This window comes from Nocardioides sp. Leaf285, from assembly GCF_001422955.1.
Taxonomy (GTDB): domain Bacteria; phylum Actinomycetota; class Actinomycetes; order Propionibacteriales; family Nocardioidaceae; genus Nocardioides; species Nocardioides kribbensis.
This window is the reverse complement of record NZ_LMNH01000003.1, coordinates 58,692-74,241: the sequence shown is the minus strand read 5'-3', so window position 1 is coordinate 74,241 and position 15,550 is coordinate 58,692. Positions and strand designations below refer to the sequence as shown.

The 15,550-nt window shown below is 73.0% G+C and carries 22 protein-coding genes and 1 tRNA gene; 5 read left to right on the top strand and 18 right to left on the bottom strand.

The annotated features are described in order from the left end of the window. Positions 1-90: 90 nt before the first annotated feature. Positions 91-351: a GlsB/YeaQ/YmgE family stress response membrane protein gene (locus ASF47_RS08845; protein ID WP_056863677.1), complete on the bottom strand. Its 261-nt coding sequence runs from the start codon at positions 349-351 to the stop codon at positions 91-93. Positions 352-545: 194 nt separating this feature from the next. Here ASF47_RS08845 and ASF47_RS08840 point away from each other — a divergent pair, with 194 nt between their 5' ends. After that, on the top strand, positions 546-1,994 hold the full coding sequence (locus ASF47_RS08840; RefSeq protein ID WP_056863676.1) for an MFS transporter: 1,449 nt from the start codon (positions 546-548) through the stop codon (positions 1,992-1,994). A gap of 28 nt (positions 1,995-2,022) precedes the next feature. Here the strand turns inward: ASF47_RS08840 and ASF47_RS08835 are convergent, their stop codons facing one another. The 6 genes from ASF47_RS08835 to ASF47_RS08810 are packed head-to-tail and all read right to left on the bottom strand — an operon-like array spanning position 2,023 to position 5,172. Further along, entirely contained in the window at positions 2,023-2,346 is a 324-nt protein-coding gene (locus ASF47_RS08835) for a GroES family chaperonin (protein ID WP_425572641.1), read from the bottom strand. A 26-nt stretch (positions 2,347-2,372) separates the two neighbouring features. Further along, positions 2,373-2,630 carry a DUF3618 domain-containing protein gene (locus ASF47_RS08830; RefSeq protein ID WP_056863675.1) on the bottom strand — a complete coding sequence of 86 codons (258 nt, stop codon included), beginning with the start codon at positions 2,628-2,630 and terminating at the stop codon, positions 2,373-2,375. 9 nt (positions 2,631-2,639) lie between these two features. After that, positions 2,640-3,398 (bottom strand): energy-coupling factor ABC transporter ATP-binding protein, encoded by a 759-nt coding sequence (locus tag ASF47_RS08825; RefSeq protein WP_056863674.1) that lies wholly within the window; start codon positions 3,396-3,398, stop codon positions 2,640-2,642. Positions 3,399-3,426: 28 nt separating this feature from the next. Beyond that, the gene (gene cbiQ, locus ASF47_RS08820) at positions 3,427-4,095 is read right to left on the bottom strand and encodes a cobalt ECF transporter T component CbiQ (protein ID WP_056863673.1); all 669 of its coding nucleotides are present in this window, start codon (positions 4,093-4,095) and stop codon (positions 3,427-3,429) included. 1 nt (position 4,096) lies between these two features. Continuing rightward, complete coding sequence (locus ASF47_RS08815; protein WP_082500173.1) at positions 4,097-4,477, bottom strand: PDGLE domain-containing protein; 381 nt, start codon at positions 4,475-4,477, stop codon at positions 4,097-4,099. After that, the gene (locus tag ASF47_RS08810; RefSeq protein ID WP_056863672.1) at positions 4,474-5,172 is read right to left on the bottom strand and encodes an energy-coupling factor ABC transporter permease; all 699 of its coding nucleotides are present in this window, start codon (positions 5,170-5,172) and stop codon (positions 4,474-4,476) included. The genes ASF47_RS08815 and ASF47_RS08810 overlap by 4 nt, the downstream gene beginning before the upstream one ends. 151 nt (positions 5,173-5,323) lie before the next feature. Between ASF47_RS08810 and bcp the strand changes: the two genes are divergently transcribed. Both bcp and ASF47_RS08800 read left to right on the top strand, forming a co-directional pair. Further along, complete coding sequence (gene bcp / locus ASF47_RS08805; RefSeq protein WP_056863671.1) at positions 5,324-5,812, top strand: thioredoxin-dependent thiol peroxidase; 489 nt, start codon at positions 5,324-5,326, stop codon at positions 5,810-5,812. A 31-nt stretch (positions 5,813-5,843) separates the two neighbouring features. Further along, a tRNA-Leu gene (locus ASF47_RS08800) sits at positions 5,844-5,916 on the top strand. Between the two features lie 24 nt (positions 5,917-5,940). On the opposite strand, the gene ASF47_RS08795 is transcribed toward ASF47_RS08800, so the two are convergent. The 5 genes from ASF47_RS08795 to ASF47_RS08775 are packed head-to-tail and all read right to left on the bottom strand — an operon-like array spanning position 5,941 to position 9,615. Beyond that, on the bottom strand, positions 5,941-6,516 hold the full coding sequence (locus ASF47_RS08795; RefSeq protein ID WP_056863670.1) for a 1-acyl-sn-glycerol-3-phosphate acyltransferase: 576 nt from the start codon (positions 6,514-6,516) through the stop codon (positions 5,941-5,943). Further along, positions 6,513-7,151, bottom strand: a complete 639-nt coding sequence (locus tag ASF47_RS08790) for a non-canonical purine NTP pyrophosphatase (RefSeq protein ID WP_056863669.1) — start codon at positions 7,149-7,151, stop codon at positions 6,513-6,515. Before ASF47_RS08790 ends, ASF47_RS08795 begins: the two co-directional genes overlap by 4 nt. Beyond that, positions 7,148-7,870, bottom strand: a complete 723-nt coding sequence (gene rph / locus ASF47_RS08785) for a ribonuclease PH (protein ID WP_056863668.1) — start codon at positions 7,868-7,870, stop codon at positions 7,148-7,150. Before rph ends, ASF47_RS08790 begins: the two co-directional genes overlap by 4 nt. A 21-nt stretch (positions 7,871-7,891) precedes the next feature. After that, a complete protein-coding gene (locus tag ASF47_RS08780) occupies positions 7,892-8,692 on the bottom strand; it encodes an ABC transporter permease (protein WP_056863667.1) in 801 nt (266 codons plus the stop codon). Next, complete coding sequence (locus ASF47_RS08775) at positions 8,689-9,615, bottom strand: ABC transporter ATP-binding protein (RefSeq protein WP_056863666.1); 927 nt, start codon at positions 9,613-9,615, stop codon at positions 8,689-8,691. Before ASF47_RS08775 ends, ASF47_RS08780 begins: the two co-directional genes overlap by 4 nt. A gap of 127 nt (positions 9,616-9,742) precedes the next feature. On the opposite strand from ASF47_RS08775, the gene ASF47_RS08770 reads away from it, so the two are divergent. Further along, positions 9,743-10,915 carry a sensor histidine kinase gene (locus ASF47_RS08770; RefSeq protein WP_056863665.1) on the top strand — a complete coding sequence of 391 codons (1,173 nt, stop codon included), beginning with the start codon at positions 9,743-9,745 and terminating at the stop codon, positions 10,913-10,915. Beyond that, on the top strand, positions 10,903-11,580 hold the full coding sequence (locus ASF47_RS08765) for a response regulator (protein WP_056863664.1): 678 nt from the start codon (positions 10,903-10,905) through the stop codon (positions 11,578-11,580). The genes ASF47_RS08770 and ASF47_RS08765 overlap by 13 nt, the downstream gene beginning before the upstream one ends. 18 nt (positions 11,581-11,598) lie before the next feature. Here ASF47_RS08765 and ASF47_RS08760 read toward each other — a convergent pair whose 3' ends face one another. From ASF47_RS08760 to ASF47_RS08735, 6 genes are read right to left on the bottom strand one after another with little or no spacing between them, the layout of a single operon-like run. Next, positions 11,599-12,366 carry an MBL fold metallo-hydrolase gene (locus ASF47_RS08760; RefSeq protein WP_056864536.1) on the bottom strand — a complete coding sequence of 256 codons (768 nt, stop codon included), beginning with the start codon at positions 12,364-12,366 and terminating at the stop codon, positions 11,599-11,601. Between the two features lie 5 nt (positions 12,367-12,371). Beyond that, positions 12,372-13,190 carry a glutamate racemase gene (murI, locus tag ASF47_RS08755; RefSeq protein ID WP_156697833.1) on the bottom strand — a complete coding sequence of 273 codons (819 nt, stop codon included), beginning with the start codon at positions 13,188-13,190 and terminating at the stop codon, positions 12,372-12,374. 49 nt (positions 13,191-13,239) lie between these two features. Further along, entirely contained in the window at positions 13,240-14,187 is a 948-nt protein-coding gene (locus ASF47_RS08750) for a PLP-dependent cysteine synthase family protein (protein ID WP_056863662.1), read from the bottom strand. Between the two features lie 22 nt (positions 14,188-14,209). Then, entirely contained in the window at positions 14,210-14,764 is a 555-nt protein-coding gene (locus ASF47_RS08745; RefSeq protein WP_056863661.1) for an NYN domain-containing protein, read from the bottom strand. A 19-nt stretch (positions 14,765-14,783) separates the two neighbouring features. Next, positions 14,784-15,056 (bottom strand): MoaD/ThiS family protein, encoded by a 273-nt coding sequence (locus ASF47_RS08740; RefSeq protein WP_056863660.1) that lies wholly within the window; start codon positions 15,054-15,056, stop codon positions 14,784-14,786. Positions 15,057-15,100: 44 nt separating this feature from the next. Further along, complete coding sequence (locus tag ASF47_RS08735; RefSeq protein WP_056863659.1) at positions 15,101-15,550, bottom strand: Mov34/MPN/PAD-1 family protein; 450 nt, start codon at positions 15,548-15,550, stop codon at positions 15,101-15,103.

The window sequence follows — 15,550 nt, the reverse complement described above, 5'->3', positions numbered from 1 at the left end:
TGACGCTTCCCTGGCGCGAGGGGCCCGGGACGCAGATCGCCCCGCCGCGCGGGTGCGCGGCGGGGCGAGGGGTCGTGCGGTGGGTCTGCGTCAGACGCGGGTCTTGCTCTTGCCCGCGACGCCCTCGGCGACGCCGATGAGGAGCACGGCGGCGATGACGGCGAGCACGAAGCCGATGACGTTCAGCTCGAAGATGCCGCCGGTGCCGAAGAGCTGCGCGATGAGCCCTCCGATGAGGGAGCCGACGAGGCCGAGACCGAGGGTCGCGAGCAGCCCCAGGTTCTGCTTGCCGGGCTTGATGAGGCGCGCGAGCGCGCCGATGATGAGGCCTGCCACAAGGAATCCGATCATGGAGCAGACGCTACGCGCGTGGTCGGGTCCCACCCATCACCCGTGGAGGTGACAGCTGGGGGCACGGCCGTGCTCCGGGACCTCGGGCGACCGGCTGCGGGAATGCCGCTCGACGCCGTGTGGTTCAGTCACGGTTGACCCGCGCAACCAACCGCGCGGCCCGCCCCACGAGCCCCACCCAGGAGCCCCTCCCCGTGTCACCAGCGATCCGTGGCAACCAGAGCCTCACCTTCGCCGTCCTCACCGTCGCGGTCTCGTCCTTCGCGCTGCTGCAGTCGCTCATCGTGCCGGTGCTGGCGCAGATCCAGCTCGAGTACGACACCGACCAGACGACCGTGACGTGGGTGCTGACCGCCTACCTGCTCTCGGCCTCGATCGCGACCCCGCTGCTGGGCCGTGTCGGCGACGCGGTGGGCAAGAAGAAGATGCTCGTGGTCACCCTGAGCGCCCTGGCCGTGGGCTCGCTCATGGCCGCGCTGGCGCCGAGCATCGGCTGGCTGATCGTGGCCCGCGTCGTGCAGGGCCTCGGCGGCGGCGTGCTGCCGCTGTCGTTCGGCATCATCCGCGACGAGTTCACCGGTCGGGTCACCGGCGCCCTCAGCGTCATCGCCTCGCTCACCGCTGTCGGCTTCGGGGCGGGCATCGTGGTGGCCGGACCGATCGTCGACTCGCTGGGCTACCACTGGCTGTTCTGGCTGCCGATGATCGCCACCGCCGTCGCCGCCCTCGCCGCGCTCGTGCTGGTGCCCGAGTCGCCCGTGCGCACCCCCGGGCGCCTGCCCGCCGTGCCCGCCGTGCTGCTCGCCGGCTGGCTGGTCGCCCTGCTGCTGGCCGTGAGCCAGGGCAACAAGTGGGGCTGGGCCTCGGTCGAGGTGCTGGGCCTGCTCGCGGCCGCCGCCGTGCTCGCCGCCCTGTGGGTGCGCGTCGAGACGCGGGTGCCGGTGCCGCTCATCGACATGCAGATGATGCGCCTGCGCGGTGTCTGGACGACCAACGTCGTCGGGGCCTTCGTCGGCTTCGGCATGTTCGCCTCCTTCGGCTTCCTGCCGCAGTTCCTCCAGACCCCGTCGGCGGCCGGCTACGGCTTCGACGCCACCATCACCGAGTCGGGCCACCTGCTGCTGCCCAGCGCCGTGGCCAGCTTCGTGGTCGGCTTCCTCACCGCCCGCCTCATCGGCCGCTTCGGCGCCCGCCTGGTCATCGTCACCGGCACCCTGATCAGCGGTGCGGCCTTCGCCTCGATGGCGCTCTTCCACGACACCACCGCCCAGCTCTACGCCGCCACCACGGCCCAGGGCCTCGGCTCGGGCCTGGTCTTCTCCAGCCTGGCCGGCGTGGTCATCGCCAGCGTGCCGCGCGAGCAGACCGGCGTGGCCAGCGGCATGAACGCCAACATCCGCACCATCGGCGGCTCCATCGGCTCGGCCGTCATGGCCGGCATCGTGACCGCCCGGATGAACCCGGCCGGCTTCCCCGAGGAGAGCGGCTACACGATCGGCTTCGCGATCCTGGCCGTCGGCATGCTGGTGGCCGCGGCCGCCGCGATGCGGATCCCCGACATCCACGACCCCGCGACCGAGCAGACCGACGACGCGGTCGAGCTCGAGCCGGACGCCCCCTCGCCGCAGCCGGTCACGACGTAGGACGCGCGGCCGGCCGGCGGGGCCCGGGCTAGAGGTAGAGCCCGGTGGCCTCGTCGCCCAGCCGCTCGGCGGCCACGGCGTGCACGTCGCGCTCGCGCATGACGACGTAGAGCTCGCCGTGCACCTCGACCTCGGACTTGTCGTCGGCGTCGAAGAGCACGCGGTCGCCGGTCTCGACCGAGCGGGCGCTGGGCCCGGTGGCCACGACGCGGGCCCAGGAGAGCCGGCGCGCGCCCATCGCCGCGGTCGCCGGGATCACGATGCCTCCCGACGAGCGGCGCTCGCCGGCCTCGGCGTCGATCTCGACGAGCACGCGGTCGTGCAGCATCTTGATCGGCAGCTTGTCCGACACGGGCTCGGCCTGTCCGGGGGGCGGCGTCAGCGCACGACGCGGCGCACGACGACGAGCGTCACCACGACGCCGACGACCACACCGACGGTCTTGAGGATGTTGTCGGTGCGCGGCTCACCGGAATCGACGTCGACGTAGTGGGCCTTCAGCGAGTAGGCCTGGCGCCCGGCGATGGTCTTGGGGCTGGCCCGGTGCAGCAGCTGGTCGATGGTGCCGGCCAGACGCTCGCGGGTCTCCTCGATCTCACGCTCGAGGGCGCTGGGCTGCTTGGGCTCGTTGGTCACCCGCTCACGCTACCAACCCGCGCCGCGGCCGAGGCTGCGCGGGTCGAAGCCGAAGGGCAGCTCGAGGCGGTGGCGGCGCATCAGGTCGTCGTCGGTCAGCACGTCGTAGGTCGCGCCGTCGGCCACGACCGTGCCGTCGTGGAGCACCACCGACCGCGGGCAGAGCTCCAGGGCGTAGGGCAGGTCGTGGGTCACCATGAGCACGGTGACGTCGAGCGAGCGCAGGATGTCGGCGAGCTCGCGTCGCGAGGCGGGGTCGAGGTTGGAGGAGGGCTCGTCGAGCACGAGCACCTCCGGCTCCATGACCAGCACGGTCGCGACCGCGACGCGGCGACGCTGGCCGAAGGACAGGTGGTGTGGCGGCCGGTCGGCGTAGTCGGCCATGCCGACCTGCTCGAGCGCGGCCATGACGCGACGGTCGAGCTCGGCGCCCCTGACCCCGAGGTTGGCGGGCCCGAAGCCGACGTCGGCACGCACCGAGCCCATGAAGAGCTGGTCGTCGGGGTCCTGGAACACGATGCCCACGCGTCGCCTGACCTCGGCGAGGTTCTCCTTGGTCACCGGCAGCCCGCTGACGCTCACGCTGCCGGCCCCGGCGGTGTGGATGCCGTTGAGGTGGAGCACGAGGGTGGTCTTGCCGGCGCCGTTGGGGCCCAGCAGCGCGACGCGCTCGCCGCGGTGCACGTGCAGGTCGACGCCGTAGAGGGCCTGGTGGCCGTCGGGGTAGGCGTAGGCGAGGCCGCGGACGTCGAGCACGGGCGTGGTCATGGGCACATCATCGCGCCGGTGCCCGCGCTCATCGCGGCATGGTGCCGGTGTAGCCCCGCGAGAGCATCGCGAGGTGCACCCGCTCGCCGCGCTCGTAGGAGCGGATGAAGAGCGACCCCATGGAGCGCGCGAGCACCGGCCAGTGCCGCGGGTTGCGCGCGGAGAAGCCCCGCGACTCCCGGGCGACCTTCATCCGCTGCAGCTCGGTGGTGACGACCTCCAGGTAGCGGATCATGAAGCCCATGATCTGCACCAGCAGGCTGGGCAGGCGCAGGCGCTCCAGGCCGCGCAGCAGGGCCTGCGGCTCGGTGGTGGCGGCCAGCGTCAGGCTGGCCAGCACCCCGAGGGTGCCCTTGGCCAGCAGCGCCCAGGCGGCCAGCAGCCCCGGGCCGCTGACCGAGACCCCGAGCACCTCGATCCGCTCGCCGTGGGCCACGAAGGGCAGCAGCAGCGCGAAGAGCACGAAGGGCACCTCGACCACCATGCGCTTGAGCAGGTACGTCGGGGGCACCCGCGAGAGCGCGACGACCCCGAGCAGCACGACCAGGAAGCCGGCGTAGGCCGCGAACCACTCGCGCGGCGTGGCCACCACGACCACCATGAACGCCACGAGCGCGACGATCTTCAGGTGGGCCGGGGCCCGGTGGACCGCGGAGTGGCCGTGGAAGTGCAGCGTGTGGCCGTGACCGGCGCCCACGTCAGTGGTCCTGGTCGACGGGCTGGTCGGCGGGCTGGTCGACGGGCTGGTCGACGGGCTGGTCGGCGGGCTCGCCCCTGCGGCGCACCAGCAGGGTCAGCCCCCCGGCCAGCGCGAGCACGACGAGCACGCCCACGACGCCGGCCACTCCTCCGGAGAGCCGCTCGTCGGAGATGAAGCTGCTGCCGTAGCCGGCGAAGGGTCCGTCGCCGGCCGCGTGGTCGGTCTCGGTGTCGGCGAAGCCCTGGTCCTGGGAGACCTTGGTCAGCCCGTCGGGGGCGCTGGCGGCGTAGAAGCTCACGACGCCCGCGAGCAGCAGCGAGACGACGAGCACCCCGAGGAGCACCATGCGGGTGCCGGGGCGGGTGCCGGGGCGCCTCATGCCGCGCTCGCCGTCGGGGAGGTGCGGACCTCGAGGGTGCGCTGGGCCAGGACCCGGCGTGCGCCGTGGACGAGGTCGGGGCGCACGGCGATGATCGAGCCGACCGCGAGGAAGGTGATGACCCCCTCGCCGACGCCGATGAGCAGGTGCACCCCCAGCATCGCGGTGGTGAGGTTGTCGAGCGGGAGCGGCGCGACGCCGCCCACGGCGTAGAGGCCGACGAAGACCAGCGCCGCGACCGGCACCGACACGAAGGCCCCGATCCCGGCGGCCAGCGGCACCATGGACACCCGCTTGGGCAGCACCGTCTGGAGCAGCCGGAAGACGCCCCAGCCGACGGCGCAGGTCACGACGCCCATCAGCACGATGTTGGTGCCCAGGGCCGTGATGCCGCCGTCGGCGAAGAGCAGGGCCTGCACGACGAAGACCACGCTGGTGCAGAGCACCCCGGTCCACGGCCCCACGAGCACCGCGGCGATCGCACCGCCCATGAGGTGGCCGGTCGTGCCCGCCGCGACGGGGAAGTTGAGCATCTGGGTGGCGAAGACGAACGCCGCGACGAGGCCGGCCAGCGGCGCCGTGCGGTCGTCGAGCTCGCGGCGCGCACCGCGCAGGGCCAGGCCGACGGCGGCGGCGGCCACCACGCCGGTGCCGACCGACGTCGGTGCGTCGAGGAATCCGTCGGGCACGTGCATGCGGGTCTCCTGCGGTCGGGCGTGGCGAGGGGTGGCCGGGCGTGGTCGGTTACGGTTCGACACCGACGAGTGCCACGGATGGGTCGTTGCCCTCGTGACGTTATTGCACACCGTGTGCGACAACACTACCCGACCGGACAGGACCAGCCCGATGAGCGAGACCGCAGCCCCCACCCGCCTCTCCCCCGGCGACCCGGCCCCCGACCTGACCCTGGGCGACGACACCGGCGCCACGGTCTCGCTGGCCGACCTGCGCGGGCGCAAGGTCATCGTGTACTTCTACCCCGCGGCGATGACCCCGGGCTGCACCAAGCAGGCCTGCGACTTCACCGACTCGCTGGAGTCGCTGCGCGCCTCCGGCTACGAGGTGCTCGGCGTCTCCCCCGACAAGCCGGCCAAGCTGGCCAGCTTCCGCGAGCGCGACGGCCTGGGCATCACCCTGCTCTCCGACCCCGACAAGAGCGCCATGGCGGCGTGGGGCACCTTCGGGGAGAAGAAGATGTACGGCAAGGTCGTCCAGGGCGTCATCCGCTCCACGTTCGTCGTCGACGAGCAGGGCACGATCGAGCTCGCGCAGTACAACGTCAAGGCCACCGGCCACGTCGCCAAGCTGCGCCGCGACCTGGGCCTCGACGCCTGAGCCCGGGTCGGGCACGGGATACTGGGGCCCGGCGCCCGTAGCCCAACGGCAGAGGCAACAGGTTTAGGTCCTGTCCAGTGAGAGTTCGAATCTCTCCGGGCGCACTCCCGGTCCGGGGACCGGGCGGCTCAGCCCTCCTCGCGCAGCCGGGGCGGGGTGAACTGGTCGGGGTGGAATCCGCGCTTGTCGGCGTAGAACTCCCGCACCCGGTCCATGTCGGCCACCACGTCGCCGGTCGTGGGGAAGGTCGGACCCCAGCCGACGGTGCGGCTCGGGGCGTCGAGGAAGGCCAGGGTGATCGGCAGCCCGGTCTGCTGGGAGATCCGGTAGAAGCCCGACTTCCACAGCTCGCCGCGGCTGCGCGTGCCCTCGGCGGCGATCCCCAGCAGGAAGGTCTCGTCGACGGCGGCGTCGGCGACCAGGGCCCGGATGGTGCCGCCGGGGTCGCGCCGGTCGAGGGCCACCGCGCCGGTCGCCCGCAGCAGCGGGGCCAGCGGGCCCTTGAAGAACTCCTTCTTCACCAGCAGCCGGATCTGCACGTCGCTGTCCCACGCCAGCAGCATGGTCAGCACCCAGTCCCAGTTGGAGGTGTGGGGGGCGCCGACCAGCACCCCCTTGGTCGGCACGGTGCCGACGGTGCGCCAGCGCGCGAGGCGCAGGAGCAGTCGGGCGAGGTTCCTGCGGACGAAGAAGTGCCGGCTCATCGCACGACCGTAGCGGCGAGGACCGGTCCGAGCGCGCGCAGCGCGTGGCCGCGGTGGGAGATGGCGTCCTTCTCCTCGCGGCTCAGCTCGGCGGTGCTGCGGCCGGGCTGATCGTCGGCCTCGAAGAGGCCGTCGTAGCCGAAGCCGCCCTCGCCCCTGACCTCGCGCAGCACACGGCCGGTCATCTCGCCGTGCACGACCTCCTCTCCGCCGGGGTGGCACAGCGCCACGGCGCAGGCGAAGCGGGCCGCGCGACGCTCGTCGGGCACGTCGCAGAGCTGGGCGAGCAGCAGCGCGTTGTTGCGCGCGTCGACCTCCTCGCGGGCGACGCCGTCGCGCGGGCCCGACCACCGGGCGCTGAGGACACCCGGCATGCCGTTGAGCGCGTCAACGCAGAGCCCGGAGTCGTCGGCGACCGACGGCAGGCCCGTGGCGGCCAGGCCGGCGCGCGCCTTGAGCAGGGCGTTGCCCTGGAAGGTGGGCTGGTCCTCGACCGGCTCGTCGTAGTCGACCCCGAGGGCGGGCAGGTCGTCGAGCCCGACCACCTCCACGCCGGGCACGTGCTCGCGCAGGATGCGCTCCATCTCCTCGATCTTCTTGCGGTTGCGCGAGGCGAGGAAGATCCGGGTGCTCACGAGCCGAGCGCCTCCTGCTGCAGGCGGGTCAGGTCGGCGCAGCCCTTCTCGGCCAGGCCCAGCAGCGCGTCGAGCTCACGGCGGTCGAAGGGCGCACCCTCCGCGGTGCCCTGCACCTCCACGAAGCTGCCGGTGCCGGTCATCACGACGTTCATGTCGGTCTCGGCGCGCACGTCCTCGACGTAGGGCAGGTCGAGGCGGGGCACGCCGTCGATGATGCCCACGCTGACCGCCGCGACCGAGCCGGTGAGCGGGGCGCCCTTGAGCGCCCCGGTCTGGCGCAGGTGGGCGACCGCGTCGACCAGGGCGACGTAGGCACCCGTGATGGCGGCCGTGCGGGTGCCGCCGTCGGCCTGCAGCACGTCGCAGTCGAGCTGGATGGTGTTCTCGCCGAGTGCGTCGTAGTCGATGACGGCGCGCAGCGAGCGGCCGATGAGCCGGCTGATCTCGTGGGTGCGCCCGCCGATGCGGCCCTTGACCGACTCGCGGTCGGAGCGGGTGTTGGTGGCCGCGGGGAGCATGGCGTACTCCGCGGTGACCCAGCCCTTGCCCGAGCCCTTGCGCCAGCGCGGCACCCCCTCGGAGGCCGACGCGGCGCAGAGCACCTTCGTGCGGCCGAACTCCACCAGCACCGACCCGGCGGCGTGGTCGAGCCAGTGGCGGGTGATCGTGATCGGGCGGAGCTCGTCGTCGGCGCGGCCGTCCTCGCGTGCAGTCATGACCGCGACCCTAACGGCGCCTCACTTCATCTCGGCGCGCAGCAGGCGCAGGATGCCGAAGGTCAGCGGCACGACCAGCCAGATGATGCTGGCCGTGGCCAGCTGCGCCCACTCCTCGCCCGAGGGCCGGAAGTCGCCGGTGAAGAGCGGGGTCTGGGCGGTATTGAGCTCGATCCAGGGCGTGAGGTCCTGGAACCAGCCGACGAAGGCGCCGATGATGCCCACGACCGTGGGGATGATGAGGGAGTAGACGAAGTAGCCGACGATCGCCGCCGGGGTGTTCATCAGCAGCATCGCCAGCGCGAAGCCGATCAGCACGCCGATGAGGTTGGCGAGCACGAAGTTCTGCACCTGGCTGTACTCCAGCGACCAGGACACCTCGAAGCCGCGCAGCGAGGCCAGCACCGCCCCGACCGCGGCGATCACGGCGGCGAGCACCAGCACGCCCAGGGAGATGATCAGGCCGGCGCTCAGCTTGGCCGCGACGATCCGGGGCCGGCGGGGCTCGAGGGTGAAGGTCACCAGGCCGGTGCGTTGGCCGAACTCACCGGTGACCAGCAGGATCGGGATGATCGGCAGGAAGAACCCCAGCGTGCCGCCCATGGCGAGCAGGAAGTCGCTGAAGTCCTGGAAGCCCTCGTCGAAGAGCAGGGCGATGACCAGCATGACCACGACGCACAGCCCGACGACGCTGAGGCTGTAGGCGCGACCGGCGCGGGTGTCGAAGCTCTTGCGCAGCTCCACCGAGACCAGGCGCCCGAAGGGCACCGCGGGGGTCTGCGAGACGTCGAGGGTGGGCAGCGGGGCGGAGGTGGCGCTCATGCCAGGTGTCCTTCCGTGGCGGGGGCGGGCGCGACGGCGTCACGCTGGGTGTCGGAGGTGAGCTGGAGGAAGAGGTCCTCCAGGCCGGCGGAGCCGGTGCGCAGGTCGGTGAGCACGACGCCGGCCTCGAGGGCGGCGCGGCCGACCTCGACGGCCTCACACTCCGCGCGCAGGCCGTCGCCGGCGGGCGTGACCTCGACCCGGCGGGCGACGAGGGCGTCGGCCAGGGCCCGGTTGTCGAGCGAGGTGACGAGGGTGGAGGCGTGCTCGCCGGCCAGCAGGGTCTTCTTGTCGCCCTGGGCCACGATCCTGCCGCGCCCGATGAGGATCATCTCGTCGGCGATGATCTCGACCTCGTGCAGCAGGTGGCTGGAGAGCAGCACGGTGCCGCCGCGCTCGGCGTAGCCCTTGAGCAGGCCGCGCATCCAGCGGATGCCGGCGGGGTCGAGGCCGTTGGCGGGCTCGTCGAGGATCAGCACCGACGGGTCGCCGAGCAGCGCGTGGGCGATGCCGAGGCGCTGCTTCATGCCGAGGGAGTAGTTGCGCAGCCGGCGACCGGCCTCCTTCTCGTCGAGGGAGACCAGGGCGAGCATCTCGTCGACGCGCGAGGCGGGCAGGCCCATGGTGCGCGCGCCGAGGGTGAGGATCTCGCGCCCGGTGCGACCCGCGTGCTGGGCCGAGGCGTCGAGCAGCACCCCGACGTGGCGGCCGGGGTTGGGGATGTCGCGGTAGAGGTGGCCGCCGATGGTGACGCGCCCGTGGGTGGGCGGGGTGAGGCCGACCATGACCCGCATGGTGGTGGTCTTGCCCGCGCCGTTGGGCCCGAGGAAGCCGGTGACCCGGCCGGGCTGGCAGGTGAAGCTGACGTCGTCGACGGCGGTGAACGCGCCGTACGTCCTGGTGAGTCCTTCGACTGAGATCATGCGACCACCCTGCCCGCTCCCCCGCGGGCGCACACCGGACCCCGGGCTGCGGCGGGGTGACCAAAGTAGGGGGTCGGCCCGACCCGGGGCGCTGCCCGGCGGGGCCGGGACGCCCTAGCCTGGGGTCGTGCAGCGACCGACCCCGGAGGACTACCAGCCGCCGTTGTCGTGGTGGCGCCACGGGTGGCGGCTGCTGCTGTGCGCGGTCATCAGCGCGGTCGTGTGGCCCCAGTTCGCCCCCGAGCAGCTCGACGTGATGCCGGTGCTGTTCTGGCTCGACCTGGGCGTCGGCCTGGCGTCCTACGTCGTGGTCCTGGGGCGCCGGCGGTGGCCGGTGACGGTCGCGGTGGCGACCAACGCGATGACGCTGGTCTCCGGCGTGGCCGCCGGACCGGCCACCCTCGCCGCGGTCTCGATGGCCACCCGTCGGCGGCTGCTGCCGATCGTCGCGACCTCGCTGGTCGCCGTGGTGGCCTCGATGCTCTACACCGAGCTCGAGCCCTCGGTGGTCGACGACCCGTTCTGGATCTCGCTGACCGCCACGGTCATCGCCGTCGCGGCCAGCATGGGCTGGGGCATGTACATCGGCTCGCGCCGCGAGCTGCTGTGGACCCTGCGCCACCGCGCCGAGCGCGCCGAGGCCGAGCAGGAGCTGCGCGTGGGCCAGGCCCGCGGCCAGGAGCGCTCGCGCATCGCCCGCGAGATGCACGACGTGCTGGCCCACCGGATCTCGCAGATCTCGCTGCACGCCGGCGCCCTGACCTACCGCGACGACCTCACCGCCGCCGACATGCGCGCCAGCGCCGAGGTCATCCAGACCACGGCCCACCAGGCCCTCACCGACCTGCGGACCGTGCTGGGCGTGCTGCGCGACGACGAGGGCAACGCCCTCGACGCCCCCCAGCCCACCTACGCCGACCTGCGCGCCCTGGTGGCCGACGCCGAGGCGGCCGGCCTGCGCGTGGAGTACGCCGACGACGTGCGCGCCGCCGACGGGGCCGGCGGGGTGCCCGACGCGCTCGGCCGGGCGCTCTACCGCATCGTGCAGGAGGGCATCACCAACGCCCGTAAGCACGCCCCCGGCGCGACGCTGCTGATCAGCCTCAGCGGCTCGCCCGACGACGGGATCGCCGTGGAGCTGCGCAACCGCCTCGGCTTCGCCGCCGCGGCCGCGCCGCCCGGGGCAGGCCTGGGCCTGGTCGGGCTCTCGGAGCGGGCCGCGCTGCGCGGTGGGCGCCTGGAGCACCGCCGCGACGCCGACGCCTTCGTGCTGCGGGGGTGGCTGCCGTGGGCGGCCTGACCCGCGACGCCGCCGTGGTGCGGGTGCTGGTGGTCGACGACGACCCCCTGGTGCGCTCGGCGCTGGTGCTGATGCTGGGCGGCCAGGACGACCTCGAGGTCGTCGGCGAGGCCGTCGACGGCCGCGAGGCGCTGGCCCGCGTGGCCGACCTCTCCCCCGATGTCGTGCTCATGGACATCCGCATGCCGCGCCTCAACGGCCTCGACGCCACCCGCGAGCTGCACCGCGCCCCCCACCCGCCGCGGGTCATCGTGCTCACCACCTTCGACGCCGACGAGCACGTCGTGGGGGCGCTGGGCGCCGGCGCCGACGGCTTCCTGCTCAAGGACACCCCGCCGGCGCAGATCGTCGCCGCCGTGCGCCGCGTCGCGGCCGGCGACCCGATGCTCTCCCCGTCGGTGACCCGCACGCTCATCGACCGGCTGCGCGAGCAGGCGCCCGACGACCGGGCGGCCGCGGCCTCGCGCCGCCTGGGCGCCCTCACCGAGCGCGAGCTCGAGGTGGCGCTGTGCGTGGGCCGGGGTCACAGCAACGCCGAGATCGCGGCGGCCCTCCACCTGTCGGTGCCGACGGTCAAGGCCCACGTCTCGCGGCTCTTCGACAAGATCGGCGCCACCAACCGGGTGCAGATCGCCATCTGCGTGCACGACGCCGGCCTGCTCTAGGACCGGCGCGGTCCCGCCTCAGATCTCGTACGTCGTGCCCGCGGCCGCCAGCTCCACGGGCCCCTCGTAGACCGCGACGGCCTCGGCGAGCATGTCGGCGGGGTCGAACCACGGCGGCACGTGGGTGAGCACGAGGCGGCGGGCGCGGCTGCGCGTGGCCACCTCGCCGCAGTCGGTGCCGGTGAGGTGCAGCGAGGCGGGGTTGTCGTCGCAGGAGCGGAAGGACGCCTCGGCCAGCAGCAGGTCGGCGTCGACGCTGATCTCGTCGAGCCCCGCGCAGGGGCCGGTGTCGCCGCTGTAGGCCAGGGTGGCGCCGGGCACGCTGACCCGCAGGCCGAAGGCCTCGACCGGGTGGTCCACCGGCACCGCGCGCACCGTGAAGGGGCCCACCTGCACGACCGGCTCCCAGGTGCGGAAGTCGAACTCCTCGTGCATGCCGGGGTCGACGGGCAGGTCGTAGGCCCGGGCCATCCGGTCGGCGGTGTCGGAGGGACCCCACACGGGGATCCGCGGCTGGGGGCCGGTGGGGTGGTACTTGCGCATCACGTAGTAGCCCGACAGGTCCAGGCAGTGGTCGGCGTGGAGGTGGCTGAGCAGCACCGCGTCGACGGCGAGCGGGTCGGCGTAGCGGTGCAGGGCCCCGAGCGCACCGCTGCCGAGGTCGAGCAGCACGCGCCAGGTGCGCGCGCCGGTGCCGTCGTCGTGCTCGGCCTCGAGCAGGTAGCAGCTGGCCGGCGAGTCGGGGCCGGGGTAGGAGCCCGAGCACCCCACGACGGTGAGCCGCATCGCGCTCACGCCAGCCCTCCGGCGAACTGGCTGGCGGCGTGCATCTCCGGGCCCAGGAAGCGCCGCCCGATCGTCTCGAACTCCGTGGGCGAGCCGGTGGTGAGGAATCGGTGGGAGGGCTCCCCGCCGGCGCGGGCCAGGCCGGTGCGCAGCAGCATCTTGTAGACGTCCTTGCCGCACTCCTCGGCGCTGCTGACGAGGGTGACCTGGTCGCCCATGACGTAGGAGATGACGCCGGTGAGCAGGGGGTAGTGGGTGCAGCCGAGGATGAGGGTGTCGACGCCGGCGGAGGTGAGCGGGTCGAGGTACTCGTGGGCCACCGCCAGCAGCTCCTCGCCCCCGGTGACCCCGGCCTCGACGAAGTCGACGAAGCGCGGGCAGGCCCGGGTGGTGAGCTCGACGTGGGGCGCGGCGGCGAAGGCGTCGTCGTAGGCCTGGGACTCCGCGGTCGCGCGGGTGCAGATCACCCCGATGCGGCCGGTGCGGCTGGCGGCGACGGCGCGGCGGGTGGCGGGCAGGATGACCTCGACCACCGGCACGTCGTAGCGCTCGCGCGCGTCGCGCAGCATCGCGGCGCTGGCGGAGTTGCAGGCGATGACGAGGGCCTTGACGCCCTGGGCCACGAGGTGGTCGAGGCACTCCAGGGCGTACTCGCGCACCTCGCCGATGGGCTTGGGGCCGTAGGGCTGGCGTGCGGTGTCGCCGACGTAGAGCACCGACTCGTGGGGCAGCTGGTCGATGACCGAGCGGGCCACGGTCAGCCCGCCGAACCCGGAGTCGAAGATCCCGACGGGGGCGTCCGGGTCGGGGGCGAGGGGCGGCACGTCGTGAAGGTTATGTCCTGCGCGCACGCATCGCACGACCCGGCTCGCCCTAGGCCCAGAGCTGGCCCTCGAGCTTGTCCTCGGCCTCGTCGATCGTGCCCTCGTAGGCGCCGGTGGAGAGGTACTTCCAGCCGCCGTCGCAGACGATGAAGGCGATGTCGGCGCTCTCGCCGGCCTTGACCGCCTTGGCGGCCTGACCCAGCGCGGCGTGGAGGATCGCGCCGGTGGAGATGCCGGCGAAGATGCCCTCGAGCTCGAGCAGCTCGCGCACCCGGCGCACGGCGTCGCGCGGGCCCACCGAGAAGCGGGAGTCGATGAGGTCGGCGTCGTAGAGCTCGGGCACGAAGCCCTCGTCGAGGTTGCGCAGGCCGTAGACCAGCTCGCCGTAGCGGGGCTCCGCGGCGACGATGCGCACGTCGGGCTTGGCGCGGCGGAAGAAGCGGCTCGTGCCCATGAGCGTGCCGGTGGTGCCCAGCCCGGCCACGAAGTGGGTGATCGAGGGCAGGTCGGCCAGCAGCTCGGGGCCGGTGCCCTCCTCGTGGGCGAGGGCGTTGGCGGCGTTGCCGTACTGGTAGAGCATGACCCAGTCGGGGTGCTCCTCGGCGACGCGCTTGGCCACCCGCACGGCCTCGTTGGAGCCGCCGGCGGCCGGGGAGGAGATGATCTCCGCGCCCCACATGCGCAGCAGCTGGCGGCGCTCCTCGGAGGTGTTCTCCGGCATCACGCACACGATGCGGTAGCCCTTGAGCTTGGCCGCCATGGCCAACGAGATGCCGGTGTTGCCCGAGGTCGGCTCGAGGATGGTGCAGCCGGGGCGCAGCGTGCCGTCCTTCTCCGCCTCCTCGATCATCTTCAGCGCCGGGCGGTCCTTGACCGAGCCGGTGGGGTTGCGGTCCTCGAGCTTGGCCCACAGCCGGACGTCGGCGCTCGGCGAGAGCCGCGGCAGCCCGACGAGCGGGGTGCCGCCGACGGAGGCGAGCAGGTTGTCGTAGCGCATGGTGGCTCCAGGCCCGCGGCGGCTACCGCAGGAAGGTCTCGGGGTCGAAGGCGTCCAGGTCGATGATGCGGACCCGGGGCAGGGGGACGTTGAAGGCGGCCACGTCGTCCTCGAGGTCGTAGAGCTCGACGTCGAGGGCGCTGAGGTGGGTGGAGGTGTACTCCCGCAGCGCCATGAGCCCGACGCGGCGGTGGCCGGTGAGCAGCCGCTGGACGTGGGGCGCGAAGTCGCTGTCGTGGCTGACCAGCATCACGTCGGCGTCGCGCGAGAGCAGCGCGTCCAGCGTGCGCTGGATGCCGATGTCGACGACCTTCTCGTCGGCGCGGCCGGCCAGCGGCACCGGGCGGTAGTCGAGGGCCAGCAGGGCCTGCACGAAGCTGGCCGGCAGGTGGCCGTTGCTGGCGTTGAGGAAGAACAGGCCGGTGACCGGCTGGCCCCACTGCTCCTCGGCGAAGGCGGTCACGCGCTCCCAGCGCGGCCGCTCCTCGGGCGTGGGCCGACGCCCCAGGAGGGAGTTGCCGAGCGTGGCGTCGATGTTCTCGCCGTCGACGAGGACGTAGGTGCGACGCTCGGTCATCGGCTCCACGCTCCGCGCGTCAGCCGCCGGCGACGGCCGGCAGCACGACGACTTGGTCGCCGTCGCTGAGGGGCGCCTCGAGACCGCCGATGAAGCGGACGTCCTCGTCGTTGATGTAGACGTTGACGAAGCGGCGCAGGTCGCCGTCGTCGATGAGGCGGTCCTTGATGCCGGGGTGGTGGGCCTCGAGGTCGTCGATCAGCGCGGTCAGGCTGGCTCCCTCACCGTGGACGGCCTTCTCGCCGCCGGTGTAGGTGCGCAGGATGGTCGGGATGCGGACCTCGATGGCCATGGGTGGTGACTCCTCGGTGGTGGGGTGCGGTGCAGCGGGTCGGGCTAGGTGGTGCTGGGCAGGGCGTCGACGACCGCGACCTCTTCCTCGGTCACCTCGCCGTCGACGATCCTGTAGGACCTGAACTCCACGGGACCGTCGTTATTCCCGTCGTCGGTGAAGCAGTCCCGGGTGCTGACCAGCACGTAGTGGGCGTTCGGCTCGCTGGCCAGGCCCACGTCGGTGCGGCTGGGGTAGGCCTCGGTCGCGGTGTGGGAGTGGTAGACGACCACCGGCTCCTCGTCGCGCGCGTCCATCTCCTTGTAGAGCTGGAAGAGGTCGGTGGAGTCGAACTCGTAGAACGTCGGGCTCCCCGCGGCGTTGACCATCTCGACCAGCCGCTCGGGGCGGTCGCTGCCCTCGGGGCCGGCGACGACGCCGCAGGCCTCGTCGGGGTGGTCGCGCTTGGCGTGGGCCACGATGGCGTCGTAGGTCGCCCGGTCGATGGTCAGCAC